Genomic DNA, 14,236 nt, shown 5'->3' on the forward strand with positions numbered 1-14,236 from the left:
TAACGTGCCCTGATCAATTAGGTTGGACGGTGGCGGGGCAGCTACGAGAGAAGTGGGCTGATGTCCGAGATGAACCCAGAAGGCCGCAGCAGGCTCGACCGCACGCCTGAGTGGAACGCGCTGGCCAAGCACCGGGAAGAGCTGGGGGAGGTGCACCTTCGACAGCTGTTCGCGGACGACCCGCGACGGGCCGAGCGCTATGCGCTCACCGTCGGCGACCTGCACCTCGACTACTCCAAGCACCTGGTCACCGACGAGACGCTGCGGCTGCTGCGGGAGCTGGCGGCGGCCACCGGGGTCACGGAGCTGCGCGACGCGATGTTCCGCGGCGAGAAGATCAACACCACCGAGGGCCGCGCCGTGCTGCACACCGCGCTGCGCGCCCCGGAGTCGGCCGTCATCAAGACCGGCGGTGAGAATGTCGTACCGGCCGTCCACGCCGTTCTGCGCAAGATGCAGGTCTTCACCGACCGGGTGCGCGGCGGCGACTGGAAGGGCCACACCGGCAAGCCCATCAAGAACGTCGTCAACATCGGTATCGGCGGATCCGACCTCGGTCCGGCGATGGCGTTCGAGGCCCTGCGGGCCTACACCGCACGTGACATGACGTTCCGTTTCGTGTCGAACGTCGACGGCGCGGACCTGCACGAGGCGGTGCGCGATCTGGACGCCGCCGAGACGCTGTTCATCGTCGCGTCGAAGACCTTCACCACCATCGAGACCATCACCAACGCGACCTCCGCGCGCAACTGGCTGCTGACCGAGCTGGGCGCAGGCGAGGACGCGGTGGCGAAGCACTTCGTGGCGCTGTCGACGAACGAGGAGAAGGTCTCCGAGTTCGGCATCGACACCACGAACATGTTCGAGTTCTGGGACTGGGTCGGCGGCCGCTATTCGTACGACTCCGCCATCGGGCTCTCCCTGATGCTCGCCATCGGCCCGGACCACTTCCGCGAGATGCTGGCCGGCTTCCACCTGGTCGACGAGCACTTCCGCTGCGCCCCGCCCGAGGAGAACGTCCCGCTGCTGCTGGGTCTGCTCGGCGTCTGGTACGGCAATTTCCATGGCGCGCAGTCCCACGCGGTGCTGCCCTACAGCCACTATCTGTCGAAGTTCGCGGCCTATCTCCAGCAGCTCGACATGGAGTCCAACGGCAAGTCCACAGACCGCGACGGACAGCCCGTCAACTGGCAGACGGGCCCGGTCGTGTGGGGCACGCCCGGCACGAACGGGCAGCACGCGTATTACCAGTTGATCCACCAGGGTACGAAGCTGATCCCCGCGGACCTCATCGGCTTCGCCAAGCCGGTCGACGACCTGCCGTCGGGGCTGGTGGCCCAGCACGACCTGCTGATGGCGAACCTCTTCGCCCAGGGACAGGCGCTCGCCTTCGGCAAGACGCCGGAAGAGGTCGCGGCGGAGGGCGTCCCGGCGGAGCTCGTCCCGCACAAGACGTTCCGGGGCAACCACCCGACGACGACGATCCTCGCGGGGGAGCTGACGCCGTCGGTGCTGGGGCAGTTGATCGCTCTGTATGAACACAAGGTGTTCGTCCAGGGGGCGATCTGGAACATCGACTCCTTCGACCAGTGGGGTGTCGAGCTGGGGAAGGTGCTGGCGAAGCGGGTTGAGCCCGCGCTTACGGCCGGCGCCGAGCCGGAAGGCTTGGACGCGTCCACGGCGGCGCTGGTCGCGCGGTATCGCGAGCTGCGGGGTCGCTGACGCGGTCGGGGCCCCGGTCCCGCCGTTTCCCGGGGCTCCGCCCCGGACCCCGGTCCTCAAACGCCGGACGGGCTGATTTCAGCCCGGGTACCCCTCCCAAGCGACGATGGCCCGCCCCCCTCACACGAGGGGGGCGGGCCATCGTCGTATGTACGATCAGCCGCTCACGGCGAAGCCGGCGGGTACAACCCCCGCGGCAACCGCGCCGCCGCGGCCTGGTCCAGCAGCCACAGCGTGCGGCCGCGCCCGTAGGCCCCCGCCGCCGGGGCCTGGATCTCGCCCGCGCCGCTCAGGGCGAGGGCCACCGCCCCCGCCTTGTCCTCGCCCGCCGCGAGGAGCCAGACCTCGCGGGCCGCGCGGATCGCCGGGAGGGTCAGGGAGACCCTCGTCGGCGGCGGCTTCGGGGCGCCGTGGACGCCGATGACCGTGCGCTCGGTCTCCCGTACACCCGGCAGCTCGGGGAAGAGCGACGCCACGTGCGTGTCGGGGCCGACGCCCAGCAGGAGGACGTCGAAGGACGGCACCGGACCGTGGTCCTCCGGCCGGGCCGCCGCGGCGAGCTCCGCCGCGTACGCCTCGGCCGCCGCGTCCGCGTCGTTGCCGTACGGGCCGCCCGCCGGCGGCATCGCGTGCACCCGGGCCGGGTCCAGCGGCACCGAGTCCAGGAGCGCTTGACGCGCCTGCGTCACATTGCGCTCCGGGTCGCCCTCCGGCAGGAACCGCTCGTCGCCCCACCACAGGTCGAGCCGCGACCAGTCCACCGCGTCCCGCGCGGGCGCCGCGGCGAGGGCCGCGAGCAGCCCGTTGCCGTTGCGCCCGCCCGTGAGGACGACGGAGGCCGAGCCGCGCGCGGCCTGGGCGTCCACGATCTTCGTGATCAGCCGGGCCGCCGCGGCCTGGGCCATCAGCTCCTTGTCCCGGTGGACGACGATCTGAGGGGTGCTCACTTGCCGGCCGCCTTCTTGCCTGAGGCGGCCTTCTTCGTGGGAGCGGGCTTCTCGGCGGCGTCGGTCGCGTCCGAAGCGTCCGAAGTTTGCGCCGCCGCCTTGGCCGGCTTCGCCTCCTCGGCCGGCTCGGCCTCGCCGAGCCGCTCCACGCCGTACTTCAGCGCCGACTCGTACGTGTCGTCCGGGTCGAGCCGCCGCAGCTCCTCCGCGAGGAGCTCCGCGGTGTCGCGCCGGTTGAGCGCGACCGCGCGGTCCGGCTGGCCGGGCATGGAGAGCGTGGCCAGCGAGCCGTCGGGGCGGTCCAGGACGATCGGGCCGTTGCGGGACTCCAGTCGTACGGCCGTGAGGCCGGGGCCCTCCGAGACGGACCGCCGCACCGGTACGCCGAGGCGGTCCGCGAGCCACATCGCGAGCAGTTCGCAGCTCGGGTTGTAGCTCTCGCCCTCGACCACGGCGGAGAGGATGTCGACCTGCTGCTGGTCCAGCGCCGCCGCGAGCATCGAACGCCACGGCGTGATCCGGGTCCAGGCCAGGTCGGTGTCGCCGGGCGTGTAGTGCGCGGCGCGGGCCGACACCTCCGCGAGGGGGTCCTCGGCGGCGTAGGTGTCGGTGACCCGGCGCTGCGCCAGGGCGCCCAGCGGGTCCTTCTCCGGGTTGACCGGGGAGCCGACCGGCCACCAGACGACCACGGGGGCGTCGGGCAGCAGCAGCGGCAGCACGACCGACTGGGCGTGGTCGATGACGTCGCCGTGCAGGCGCAGCACGACCGTCTCGCCGGTGCCGGCGGAGGTGCCGACCCGGACCTCGGCGTCGAGGCGGGCCTTGGCGCGGTCGCGCGGCGAGCGGCTGACCCGCTTGATGACCACGAGCTTGCGCGAGGGGTGCTCGCGGGACGCCTCGTTGGCCGCCTTCAGCGCGTCGTAGGCGTGCTCCTCGTCGGTGACGATGACCAGGGTGAGCACCATGCCGATGGCGGGCGTGCCGATGGCGCGGCGGCCCTGGACCAGAGCGTTGTTGATCTTGCTGGACGTGGTGTCCGTGAGGTCCATCTTCATGGCCGGCGCCAGCTCCGTCCGTCTCGTGCGAGCATCTCGTCCGCCTCGTCCGGGCCCCAGGTGCCGGCCGGGTACGACGCGGGCTTGCCGTGGGTGTCCCAGTACCGCTCGATGGGGTCGAGGATCTGCCAGGACAGCTCGACCTCCTTCAGGCGGGGGAAGAGGTTCGCGTCGCCGAGGAGCACATCGAGGATGAGTCGCTCGTACGCCTCGGGGCTGGACTCGGTGAAGGACTCGCCGTAGGCGAAGTCCATCGAGACGTCCCGGACCTCCATCGAGGTGCCCGGCACCTTGGAGCCGAACCGCAGGGTGACGCCCTCGTCCGGCTGCACCCGGATGACCAGGGCGTTCTGCCCCAGCTCCTCGGTGGCGGTGTGGTCGAAGGGCGAGTGCGGCGCGCGCTGGAAGACGACCGCGATCTCGGTGACGCGGCGGCCGAGGCGCTTGCCGGTGCGGAGGTAGAAGGGGACGCCCGCCCAGCGGCGGTTGTCGATCTCCAGCTTGACCGCCGCGTAGGTGTCGGTCTTCGACTGGGGGTCGATGCCGTCCTCTTCGAGGTAGCCGGCGACCTCCTCGCCGCCCTGCCAGCCGTGCGCGTACTGGCCGCGCACGGTGTGCCTGCCGAGGTCCTTGGGCAGCCGCACGGCGCCGAGCACCTTGGTCTTCTCCGCGACCAGAGCGTCCGCCTCGAAGGAGGCGGGCTCCTCCATGGCGGTCAGGGCCAGCAGCTGGAGCAGGTGGTTCTGGATGACGTCGCGCGCGGCGCCGATGCCGTCGTAGTAACCGGCCCGGCCGCCGATGCCGATGTCCTCGGCCATGGTGATCTGCACGTGGTCGACGTAGGACCGGTTCCAGATCGGCTCGAAGAGGGTGTTGGCGAACCGCAGGGCGAGGATGTTCTGAACGGTCTCCTTGCCCAGGTAGTGGTCGATCCGGAAGACCTCTTCGGCCGGGAAGACCTCGTGGACGATCCGGTTGAGCTCCTGGGCGCTGGCCAGGTCGTGCCCGAAGGGCTTCTCGATGACGGCGCGCCGCCAGGAGCCCTCCTTCTGGTCGGCCAGGCCGTGCTTCTTCAGCTGCTGGACGACCGTGGGGAAGAACTTCGGCGGTACGGACAGGTAGAAGGCGAAGTTGCCGCCCGTGCCCTGTGCCTTGTCGAGCTCCTGGATGGTGTCCTTGAGGGTCTCGAACGCCTCGTCGTCGTCGAAGTCGCCCTGGACGAACCGGCAGCCCTGCACGAGCTGCTGCCAGACCTCCTCGCGGAACGGCGTACGGGCGTGCTCCTTGACCGCGTCGTGGACGATCTGGGCGAAGTCCTCGGTCTCCCAGTCGCGGCGCGCGAAGCCGATGAGGGAGAAGCCCGGCGGCAGCAGCCCCCGGTTGGCGAGGTCGTACACCGCCGGCATCAGCTTTTTCCTGGACAAATCGCCCGTGACGCCAAAGATGACCAGGCCCGACGGCCCCGCGATACGCGGGAGCCGTCGGTCCTGAGCGTCACGCAGCGGATTGCTGCTTGTGCTCAATTCACGCCTCCGGAGCGAGGCGCTTGAGCTCCGCCTCAGTGGACTTCAGCAGGTCGTTCCACGACGCCTCGAACTTCTCGACGCCCTCGTCCTCCAGGAGCTGCACGACGTCGTCGTACGAGATCCCGATCTTCGCCAGCGCGTCGAGCTCGGCCTTTGCCTGCTCGTAGGTGCCGCGGACGGTGTCGCCGCTGATCTGACCGTGGTCGGCGGTGGCCTCCAGGGTGGCCTCCGGCATGGTGTTGACCGTGTTCGGGGCGACCAGGTCGTCCACGTACAGGGTGTCCTTGTAGGCCGGGTCCTTGACGCCGGTCGAGGCCCACAGGGCGCGCTGCTTGTTGGCGCCGGCCTTCTCCAGGTCGGCCCAGCGGTCGGAGGAGAAGACCTCCTCGTACGCCTGGTAGGCCAGGCGGGCGTTGGCCAGGGCGGCCTTGCCGCGCAGCGCCTTGGCCTCGTCGGTGCCCAGGGCGTCCAGGCGCTTGTCGATCTCGGTGTCCACGCGGGAGACGAAGAAGGACGCGACCGAGTGGATCAGGGACAGGTCCAGGCCCGCGGCCTTCGCCTTCTCCAGACCGGTCAGGTAGGCGTCCATGACCGCGCGGTAGCGCTCCAGGGAGAAGATCAGCGTGACGTTGACGCTGATGCCCCGGCCGATGGTCTCGGCGATCGCCGGCAGGCCGGCCTTGGTCGCCGGGATCTTGATCAGCGTGTTGGGGCGGTCCACCAGCCAGGCCAGCTGCTTGGCCTCGGCGACGGTGGCCTTGGTGTTGTGCGCCAGGCGCGGGTCGACCTCGATGGACACCCGGCCGTCCTGGCCATCGGTCGCGTCGAAGACCGGGCGCAGGATGTCGGCGGCGTCGCGGACGTCCGCCGTGGTGATCATGCGGATCGCCTCTTCGACGGTGACCTCACGGGCGGCGAGGTCGGAGAGCTGCTGCTCGTAGCCGTCGCCGCCGGAGATCGCCTTCTGGAAGATCGACGGGTTGGTCGTGACGCCCACCACGTGGCTCTGGTCGATGAGTTCGGCCAGGTTGCCCGACGTGATGCGCTTGCGGGACAGGTCGTCCAGCCAGATCGCGACGCCTTCGTCGGAGAGGCGCTTGAGTGCGTCTGTCATGGGAATTGCATCTCCTACTGAGAAAGGTGGGGCGTCAGCGGCGGTTGGCGTCGGCGTGCTCGATGGACTCGCGCGCGGCGGCGACGACGGCCTCGGACGTCAGGCCGAACTCGCGGTAGAGCACCTTGTAGTCGGCGGAGGCGCCGAAGTGCTCCAGCGAGACGATGCGGCCGGCGTCACCGACGTAGCGGTGCCAGGTCAGGCCGATGCCCGCCTCGACCGCGACGCGGGCCTTGACGTCGGGCAGCAGCACGCCGTCGCGGTACGCCTGGTCCTGCTCCTCGAACCACTCCACGGACGGCATCGAGACCACGCGGGTCGGGATGCCCTCGGCCTGGAGCGCCTCGCGGGCCTCGACGGCCAGCTGGACCTCGGAGCCGGTGCCGATCAGGATCACCTGCGGACGGCCGCCCTCGGCCTCGAACAGGACGTAGCCGCCCTTGGCCGCGCCCTCGTTGGCCTCGTACGTCGGCACGTTCTGCCGGGTGAGGGCCAGGCCGTGCGGCGCCGGGTGGGTGGTGTGGCGCTTGGTGATCTCGCGCCAGGCGATGGCCGTCTCGTTGGCGTCGGCCGGACGGACCATGTTCAGGCCCGGGATGGCGCGCAGCGCGGCCATGTGCTCGACCGGCTGGTGGGTCGGGCCGTCCTCGCCGAGACCGATGGAGTCGTGCGTCCACACGTAGGTGACCGGCAGCTTCATCAGCGCGGCCAGGCGCACGGCCGGACGCATGTAGTCGGAGAACACCAGGAAGGTGCCGCCGTAGACGCGGGTGTTGCCGTGCAGCGCGATGCCGTTCATGGTCGAACCCATGGCGTGCTCGCGGATGCCGAAGTGGATCGTGCGGCCGTACGGGTTCGCCTCCGGGAGCGGGTTGCCCTCGGGGAGGAACGACGACGACGCGTCGATCGTGGTGTTGTTCGAGCCGGCGAGGTCGGCGGAGCCGCCCCACAGCTCGGGGATCACGCCGCCCAGCGCCTTGAGGACCTCGCCGGACGCCTTGCGGGTCGCGACGTCCTTGCCGGCCGGGAAGACCGGAACGGCCTTCTCCCAGGCGTCGGGCAGCTCGCCCGCGGCGATGCGGTCGAACTCCGCGGCGCGCTCCGGGTTGGCCTGGCGCCACTCCTGGAGGCGCTTGTCCCACGTGGCGTGGGCCTCGCGGCCGCGGTCGACGACCTTGCGGACGTGGCTGAAGACGTCGTCGTCGACCTGGAAGTCCTGCTCGGGGTCGAAGCCCATGACGCGCTTGGTCGCGGCGACCTCCTCGGCGCCCAGCGCCGAGCCGTGCGAGGCCTCGGTGTTCTGGGCGTTCGGGGCCGGCCAGGCGATGATCGTGCGCGCCGCGATGATCGACGGGCGCTCGGTCTCCTCCTGCGCCGCCTTCATGGCCGAGTGCAGCGCCTGGATGTCGAAGTCGCCGTTGGCGCCCTGCTCGATGCGCTGGACGTGCCAGCCGTACGCCTCGTACCGCTTGAGGACGTCCTCGGAGAAGGCGGTCTCGGTGTCGCCCTCGATCGAGATGTGGTTGTCGTCGTAGAGCGCGACGATGTTGCCGAGCTTCTGGTGACCGGCCAGCGAGGACGCCTCGGCGGAGATGCCCTCCTCCAGGTCGCCGTCGGAGACGATCGCCCAGATGGTGTGGTCGAACGGGGAGGTGCCCTGCGGCGCCTCCGGGTCGAACAGGCCGCGCTCGTAGCGGGCGGCCATGGCCATGCCCACCGCGTTGGCGATGCCCTGGCCCAGCGGGCCGGTGGTGGTCTCCACACCGCGCGTGTGACCGTGCTCCGGGTGGCCCGGGGTCTTGCTGTCCCAGGTGCGGAACGACTTCAGGTCCGAGAGCTCCAGGCCGTAGCCGGCCATGAAGAGCTGGACGTAGAGGGTCAGGCTGGTGTGGCCGGGGGAGAGGACGAACCGGTCGCGGCCGGCCCAGTCGGCGTCGCTGGGGTCGTGCCGCATCAGCTTCTGGAACAGCAGATAAGCGGCCGGCGCCAGGCTCATGGCCGTGCCCGGATGGCCGTTGCCGACCTTCTGCACGGAGTCCATGGCCAGGACGCGGGCGGTATCGACGGCCCGCTGGTCCAGTTCGGTCCACTCGAGGTCTGTTGTGGTCGGCTTGTTGCTCACCCTCGGTCAGGGCTCCTCTCCACATGTTCTTTTTAGCCGGGGGCGGTCTTCCGCCACGACGCGGCGCTGTCGAGCCTACCCCGCAGGGCAGGGCGCCTTTTCGACGCTCAGTCGGCTGCTCGGGCGCTCATTCGGGGCTTCGTCCGACTGCCCGGCCCGACGTCCCGGGCAACCGGAAACGGATAGGAAAGATTCCCGCCACGGCTGCGACGGTCACGGGTACAGCCTGCCGGGAGGTCCCCCTGCCCGCCTCCCGAACGCTTCCGTTCTGTCATGTTCCCAGGGCGGCCGATCCGATGCGGAGCCGTTGCGGATCCGGTACGGATCGGGTCCGCTACGGCCCCAACACGACCCGACCCCGGCGAAGGCCGAGGTATCCCCTACGTCTAGAGTGGCGTGGTACGCGCAAGCCTTTACCGGGGTTTCATCCACCCGGCCGTGCTTGCTGGCCTTATCTCTGTCAGGGGTGTGCGTGACGGCCGTCGAATCCCGTCCTGCGGGGGTTCTCGCGGAGAGCGAGAGCCTCGGTCACCGGCCGTTCGGGGCCCGTGTCAAGGCGTTCGTGGCGTTGACCAAGCCGCGGGTCATCGAGCTGCTGCTGATGACGACCGTGCCGGTGATGTTCCTCGCCGCCGAGGGCGTGCCCGACCTGTGGCTGGTCCTCGCCACCTGCATCGGCGGTTACCTCTCCGCCGGTGGCGCGGGTGCCTACAACATGTACATCGACCGCGACATCGACGCGCTGATGGACCGCACCTCGCAGCGCCCGCTGGTGACCGGCATGGTCTCCCCGCGCGAGTGCCTGGTCTTCGCGACCGCCCTGACCGTCGGCTCGACCGCCTGGTTCTGGTTCCTGGTCAACCCGCTCTCGGCGATGCTCTCCCTCGGCGCCAACGTCTTCTACGTCGTCGTGTACACGATGATCCTCAAGCGGCGCACCGCCCAGAACATCGTCTGGGGCGGCATCGCGGGCTGCATGCCGGTCTTCATCGGCTGGTCCGCGGTCGCGAACTCCGTCTCCTGGGCCTCCCTCGTCCTCTTCCTCGTCATCTTCTTCTGGACGCCGCCGCACTACTGGCCGCTGTCGATGAAGGTCAAGGACGACTACGAGCGGGTGGGCGTGCCCATGCTGCCGGTCATCGCCGGCAACAAGGCGGTCGCCCGCCAGATCGTCCTCTACAGCTGGGTGATGGTCGCCGTCTCCCTCTCGCTCCAGCCGCTCGGCTACACCAGCTGGTTCTACACGGTGGTGGCCGCGGCGCTCGGCCTCTTCTGGCTGAAGGAGGCGCACGGCCTCCAGGCCCGCGCCAAGGCCGGTGTCACCGGCGCGAAGCTGAAGGAGATGCGGCTGTTCCACTGGTCCATCACCTACGTCTCGCTGCTCTTCGCCGCTGTCGCCGTGGACCCCTTCCTGCACTGAGGTTCCCTCCGCCACCCCGGAGATCCCTTCCCTCATTAATTACCGGCCGGTAGCATCCTGTCCATGGCAGAGGACACCACCGCGCAGGCCGAAGAGACCGCACCCGACGCCCGGACCGGCCGCAAGGCCGCCCGGCTCGCCCGGCAGATCGGCGCGTTCGCCAAGAGCCACGGCGGCACCGCCGAGGGCCAGCTGGCGCACATCGCCCGCGGCACCACCCGGATCGCCCTCGTCGGCGCCAACGGCGAATGGGGCAACCTCGTCGCCCCCTCCGCGGAGATCGCCCGCGCGGCCGCCGAGCAGGCCGGGATCACCCTCCACGACGACTTCGACGGTGAGTTCGCCGCCAAGGTGCGCACCGGCCCGTACGAGTGGTCGCGCATGGCCGGCATCCAGATCGGCGGCCCGAGCAATCCCGCCGATAACTGACGGGCCCCTGAGCCGTTAGACCCGCCGGGGAGCGGCCGCACGCGCGCCGCTCGGGGTGGGGCTCGGCACAAGGGGGGCGGATGGACGGCATGCCGCCGCTCATCGATCAGCACAGCCACGGCGCCGTCCACGGCGAACTGGGACTCGGCGGCTTCGAGACCCACCTCGCCGCGGCCGCCGGAGCCACCGGCCCGGCCCCGCCCGGCACCACCTTCTTCGACACCCGGGCCGGCCTGGCCATCCGCCGCTGGTGCCCGCCCCTGCTGGGCCTGGAGCCCTACTGCGCGCCGGTCCGCTATCTGGCCCGCCGCCGCGAGCTGGGCGCCTACCGCGCCGGACAGCTGCTGCTGCGCGGCGCCGGCATCGGGACGTTCCTGCTGGAGTCCGGGTTCCCCGGCGGCCTCACCTCCCCCGCCGAGCTCGCCCGCGCCGCCGAGGGCCGCGCCCACGAGGTCGTACGGCTCGAAGCGCTCGCCGGGCGGATCATCGACGCCTCGGGAAGCCCGGCCGACTTCATCGCCCGCACGGCGGAGGCGCTGCACGCGGCCGCCGGGAGCGCCACCGCCTTCTCCTGCGCCGTCCACTCCTGCGAGGAGACGCCGCCCGGCCCGCCGGAGGTCCGCCGGGCCGCCGCCCGCGGGCTGCGTACGCGCCGCACGGACGCCCCGCCGGACGAGCCCGTCATCGTCCGTCATCTGCTGTGGAGCGCCGTCACCACCGGCCTGCCCGTCCAGCTGCACTGCGCCGACCCACGGCGCCTGACCCGCTTCCTGCGGGCCACCGCGGGCCTGGGCACCGATCTCGTCCTGCTGCCCGACCGCCGCCACCACCGGCACGCGGCGCAGCTCGCCGCGGCCTTCCCGCACGTCTACGCCGACGTGGGCGCCCGCCCGGCCGAGAGCCTGGCCGAGGCGCCGTTCGGCAAGCTGCTGTTCTCCACGGGTGCGCGGGCGCTGGCGGAGCTGTACGTGGTCGGCGCCCGGTCGTTCGTCCAGGCCATGGGCGCCCTGATGGACGACTGGGTCGCCGAGGGCTGGTGCCGGAGGGCCGAGGCGCGGCGGATCGCCGCGCTCGTCGCGGCCGGCACCGCGCGCCGGGTCTACCGGCTGGAGGCGGCGGTCGCCTGAAGCGCGTCGTGCTCGCCGGAGGGGGCGGGCACGGCGACGAGGAGCTCGCCGCGGTCGCGCAGCGCCAGCACGACCCGGAGCGCGGCGATCCACACCAGGCAGGAGCCGAACATGTGGATGCCGACGAGGACCTCGGGCGAGTCGTTGAAGTACTGCGCGAAGCCGATGACGCCCTGGAACATCAGGACGGCGAACATCTCGACCACCCTGCGGACCGCCCCCGCGGGCGCCTTCACGGCCCGCAGCGCGAACCACAGGGCCACGGTGAGGCCGAGCACGATGAAGACGAAGTCCACGTGCAGCTGGGTGACCTCACGGAAGTCCAGCGGAATCCGGTGGACGTCCTTCGAGGCGTCGCCCGCGTGCTGTCCCGAACCGGTGACGACGGTGCCCAGCACGATCAGCACGGCACTCGCCAGGAGCAGCACCCAGCCGAGCTGCCGCACCGGACGGGCCACCACGTCACGCGGCTGCTCGTCGCCCTCGCAGGCGCGGCGCCACATCACCACCGCGACCGTCAGCAGCGCGGTCGCCGCCAGGAAGTGCGCGGCGACGATGTACGGGTTGAGGCCCGTCAGCACCGTGATGCCGCCGATCACACCATTGCTCGCCACGAGCCAGAACTGCGCCCAGCCCAGCCGCGTCAGGGAGCGGCGGCGCGGGGCACGCGCGCGTGCCGCCACGATCGCCAGGCCGACGAACGCGCACAGCACGTAGGTGAGCATGCGGTTGGTGAACTCGATGACGCCGTTGATGCCCATCGCGGGCGTCGGCGTCAGGCTGTCCTCGGTGCAGGTCGGCCACGTCGGGCAGCCGAGCCCGGACTGGGTGAGCCGCACCGCGCCGCCCGTCACGACGATGACCACGGCCATCACCACACAGGCGAGCGCCGCCAGCCGGACGAAGCGCGCGGACGGCTGCCAGCGGTCGGCGATGGCCTGGAGGGGATTCAGCGATTTGGGCACGGAGTCATCGTAAAGGCCCGCTTGTGCACGGATTCACGAGGGGGCCGTGCGGCGCCGGTTCCGGCTCACTCCCAGCGGAAGAGGCGGGCCGCCGCGCCCAGGCCGAGCACGGACCAGGCGGCCAGGATGCCCAGGTCGCCCCAGGGCATCGCCGCGCCGTCCCGCAGCACGTCGCGCAGCCCGTCGGAGAGCGCCGAGATCGGCAGCAGCCCCAGCACGGTCCGCACCGCGTCCGGGAACTTCTCCAGCGGCACGATCACGCCGCCGCCGACCAGCAGCAGCAGGAAGACGAGGTTGGCCGCGGCCAGCGTCACCTCGGCCTTGAGCGTGCCCGCCATCAGCAGCCCGAGGCCGGAGAACGCCGCCGTGCCGAGGACGAGCAGCAGCAGGACGGCGAAGGGGTTGCCGTGCGGCGACCACCCCAGCGCGAAGGCGATCACCGTCAGGAGCACGATCTGCAACACCTCGGTGACCAGCACCGAGCACGTCTTCGCCACCATCAGCGCCCAGCGCGGCAGCGGCGACGCGCCGAGCCGCTTCAGCACGCCGTAGCGGCGCTCGAAACCGGTCGCGATGGCCTGCCCGGTGAACGCCGTGGAGAGCACGGCGAGCGCCAGGACGCCGGGCGCCAGGAAGTCCACGGCCTTCCCCTCGCCCGTGTCGACGATGTCGACGGAGCTGAAGAGGACCAGCAGGAGGGTGGGGATGACCACGGTCAGCAGCAGCTGTTCGCCGTTGCGCAGCAGCATCCGGGTCTCCAGCGCGGCCTGCGCCCGGATCATCCGGGGGAGCGGGGCGGCGCCGGGCTTCGGGGAGAACGTTCCGGCGTCGGTCATGCGCGCAGCTCCTTACCGGTCAGCTCCAAGAAGACATCCTCCAGCGTGTGCCGTTCGACGGCGATGCGGTCCGGCATGACGCCGTGCTGGGCGCACCAGCTGGTGACGGTCGCCAGCAGCTGCGGGTCGATCTTGCCGGTGACCCGGTACGTGCCCGGGGTCGGCTCCACCGCGGCGGAGTCGGCCGGCAGGGCCTTGAGCAGCGAGACGAGGTCCAGGCCGGGGCGGCCGCCGAAGCGGAGCGTGTTCTCGGCGCCGCCGCGGCACAGCTCCTCGGGGCTGCCCTGGGCGATGACCTTGCCGCTGTCGACGATGGCGACGTCGTCAGCCAGCGCCTCGGCCTCGTCCATGTAGTGCGTGGTCAGTACCACCGTGACGCCGTCGGCCCGCAGCGCGCGGACCAGGTCCCAGGTGGCGCGCCGAGCCTGCGGGTCGAGGCCCGCGGTCGGCTCGTCGAGGAAGACCAGCTCGGGGCGGCCGACGACGGCCATGGCGAGGGCCAGGCGCTGCTGCTGGCCGCCGGACAGCCGCCGGTAGGCGGTGCGGCCGCAGCCGCCGAGCCCGAGGCGCTCGATCAGGTCGTCGACGTCCAGGGGGTGCGCGTGCAGGGTCGCGGTGTGCCGCAGCATCTCCTCCGCGCGCGCCCCGGGGTAGACGCCGCCGCTCTGCAGCATCACGCCGATCCGCGGCCGCAGCGCGGCGGAGTCCTTGACGGGGTCGAGCCCGAGCACCCGGACCGTGCCGGCGTCGGGGCGGCGGTAGCCCTCGCAGGTCTCGATGGTGGTGGTCTTGCCGGCCCCGTTGGGGCCGAGGACGGCGGTCAGGGAGCCGCGGGCGACGGACAGGTCGAGCCCGTCCACCGCGGTTTTCGGCCCGTACCGCTTCACCAGGCCGTGGACCTCGACCGCGGGCTCTCGGCCGGGGGTGCGGGGGGCTTCCCCCGGGGAGACGCTGCGCATGGCGGGAAGTCTAC

At 71.4% G+C, this 14,236-nt stretch carries 12 protein-coding genes; 4 read left to right on the top strand and 8 right to left on the bottom strand.

Annotated features, from left to right (window positions below; translation table 11 throughout):
• Positions 1 to 60 precede the first annotated feature (60 nt).
• Positions 61 to 1,722: a glucose-6-phosphate isomerase gene (gene pgi, locus ACZ303_RS01360; RefSeq protein WP_467333835.1), complete on the top strand. Its 1,662-nt coding sequence runs from the start codon at positions 61 to 63 to the stop codon at positions 1,720 to 1,722.
• A 164-nt stretch (positions 1,723 to 1,886) separates the two neighbouring features.
• Here pgi and pgl read toward each other — a convergent pair whose 3' ends face one another.
• The 5 genes from pgl to tkt are packed head-to-tail and all read right to left on the bottom strand — an operon-like array spanning position 1,887 to position 8,486.
• The gene (gene pgl / locus ACZ303_RS01365) at positions 1,887 to 2,669 is read right to left on the bottom strand and encodes a 6-phosphogluconolactonase (RefSeq protein WP_467333837.1); all 783 of its coding nucleotides are present in this window, start codon (positions 2,667 to 2,669) and stop codon (positions 1,887 to 1,889) included.
• Positions 2,666 to 3,724, bottom strand: coding sequence for a glucose-6-phosphate dehydrogenase assembly protein OpcA (gene opcA / locus ACZ303_RS01370; protein WP_467333839.1), 1,059 nt, complete (start codon positions 3,722 to 3,724; stop codon positions 2,666 to 2,668). Before opcA ends, pgl begins: the two co-directional genes overlap by 4 nt.
• Positions 3,721 to 5,247: a glucose-6-phosphate dehydrogenase gene (gene zwf / locus ACZ303_RS01375; protein ID WP_467333841.1), complete on the bottom strand. Its 1,527-nt coding sequence runs from the start codon at positions 5,245 to 5,247 to the stop codon at positions 3,721 to 3,723. The genes opcA and zwf overlap by 4 nt, the downstream gene beginning before the upstream one ends.
• A gap of 1 nt (position 5,248) precedes the next feature.
• On the bottom strand, positions 5,249 to 6,364 hold the full coding sequence (gene tal, locus ACZ303_RS01380) for a transaldolase (protein WP_467333843.1): 1,116 nt from the start codon (positions 6,362 to 6,364) through the stop codon (positions 5,249 to 5,251).
• Positions 6,365 to 6,398: 34 nt separating this feature from the next.
• A complete protein-coding gene (gene tkt / locus ACZ303_RS01385) occupies positions 6,399 to 8,486 on the bottom strand; it encodes a transketolase (RefSeq protein ID WP_467333845.1) in 2,088 nt (695 codons plus the stop codon).
• Between the two features lie 472 nt (positions 8,487 to 8,958).
• Here tkt and ACZ303_RS01390 point away from each other — a divergent pair, with 472 nt between their 5' ends.
• The 3 genes from ACZ303_RS01390 (at position 8,959) to ACZ303_RS01400 (ending at position 11,462) form a co-directional block, all read left to right on the top strand.
• Entirely contained in the window at positions 8,959 to 9,906 is a 948-nt protein-coding gene (locus tag ACZ303_RS01390) for a heme o synthase (protein WP_467333847.1), read from the top strand.
• 63 nt (positions 9,907 to 9,969) lie between these two features.
• Positions 9,970 to 10,335, top strand: coding sequence for a hypothetical protein (locus ACZ303_RS01395; protein ID WP_467333849.1), 366 nt, complete (start codon positions 9,970 to 9,972; stop codon positions 10,333 to 10,335).
• A gap of 80 nt (positions 10,336 to 10,415) precedes the next feature.
• Positions 10,416 to 11,462, top strand: coding sequence for an amidohydrolase (locus ACZ303_RS01400; protein ID WP_467333851.1), 1,047 nt, complete (start codon positions 10,416 to 10,418; stop codon positions 11,460 to 11,462).
• On the opposite strand, the gene ACZ303_RS01405 is transcribed toward ACZ303_RS01400, so the two are convergent.
• From ACZ303_RS01405 to ACZ303_RS01415, 3 genes are all read right to left on the bottom strand, one after another.
• The gene (locus tag ACZ303_RS01405; protein WP_467333853.1) at positions 11,435 to 12,427 is read right to left on the bottom strand and encodes a COX15/CtaA family protein; all 993 of its coding nucleotides are present in this window, start codon (positions 12,425 to 12,427) and stop codon (positions 11,435 to 11,437) included. The two genes, ACZ303_RS01400 and ACZ303_RS01405, sit on opposite strands and share 28 nt — an antisense overlap.
• Positions 12,428 to 12,492: 65 nt before the next feature.
• Positions 12,493 to 13,263 carry an ABC transporter permease gene (locus ACZ303_RS01410; protein WP_467333855.1) on the bottom strand — a complete coding sequence of 257 codons (771 nt, stop codon included), beginning with the start codon at positions 13,261 to 13,263 and terminating at the stop codon, positions 12,493 to 12,495.
• On the bottom strand, positions 13,260 to 14,222 hold the full coding sequence (locus ACZ303_RS01415) for an ABC transporter ATP-binding protein (RefSeq protein ID WP_467333857.1): 963 nt from the start codon (positions 14,220 to 14,222) through the stop codon (positions 13,260 to 13,262). Before ACZ303_RS01415 ends, ACZ303_RS01410 begins: the two co-directional genes overlap by 4 nt.
• Positions 14,223 to 14,236 lie beyond the last annotated feature (14 nt).

The sequence above is a fragment of the Streptomyces sp. NPDC023527 genome, from assembly GCF_055560115.1.

What these genes read in the sequence shown, in the direction of transcription:
- ACZ303_RS01415 (WP_467333857.1), bottom strand. Translation starts at nt 14,222, where the DNA reads ATGCGCAGCGTCTCCCCGGGGGAAGCCCCCCGCACCCCCGGCCGAGAG.
- ACZ303_RS01400 (WP_467333851.1), top strand. Translation starts at nt 10,416, where the DNA reads ATGGACGGCATGCCGCCGCTCATCGATCAGCACAGCCACGGCGCCGTC.
- tal (WP_467333843.1), bottom strand. Translation starts at nt 6,364, where the DNA reads ATGACAGACGCACTCAAGCGCCTCTCCGACGAAGGCGTCGCGATCTGG.
- ACZ303_RS01410 (WP_467333855.1), bottom strand. Translation starts at nt 13,263, where the DNA reads ATGACCGACGCCGGAACGTTCTCCCCGAAGCCCGGCGCCGCCCCGCTC.
- opcA (WP_467333839.1), bottom strand. Translation starts at nt 3,724, where the DNA reads ATGAAGATGGACCTCACGGACACCACGTCCAGCAAGATCAACAACGCT.
- ACZ303_RS01395 (WP_467333849.1), top strand. Translation starts at nt 9,970, where the DNA reads ATGGCAGAGGACACCACCGCGCAGGCCGAAGAGACCGCACCCGACGCC.
- pgi (WP_467333835.1), top strand. Translation starts at nt 61, where the DNA reads ATGTCCGAGATGAACCCAGAAGGCCGCAGCAGGCTCGACCGCACGCCT.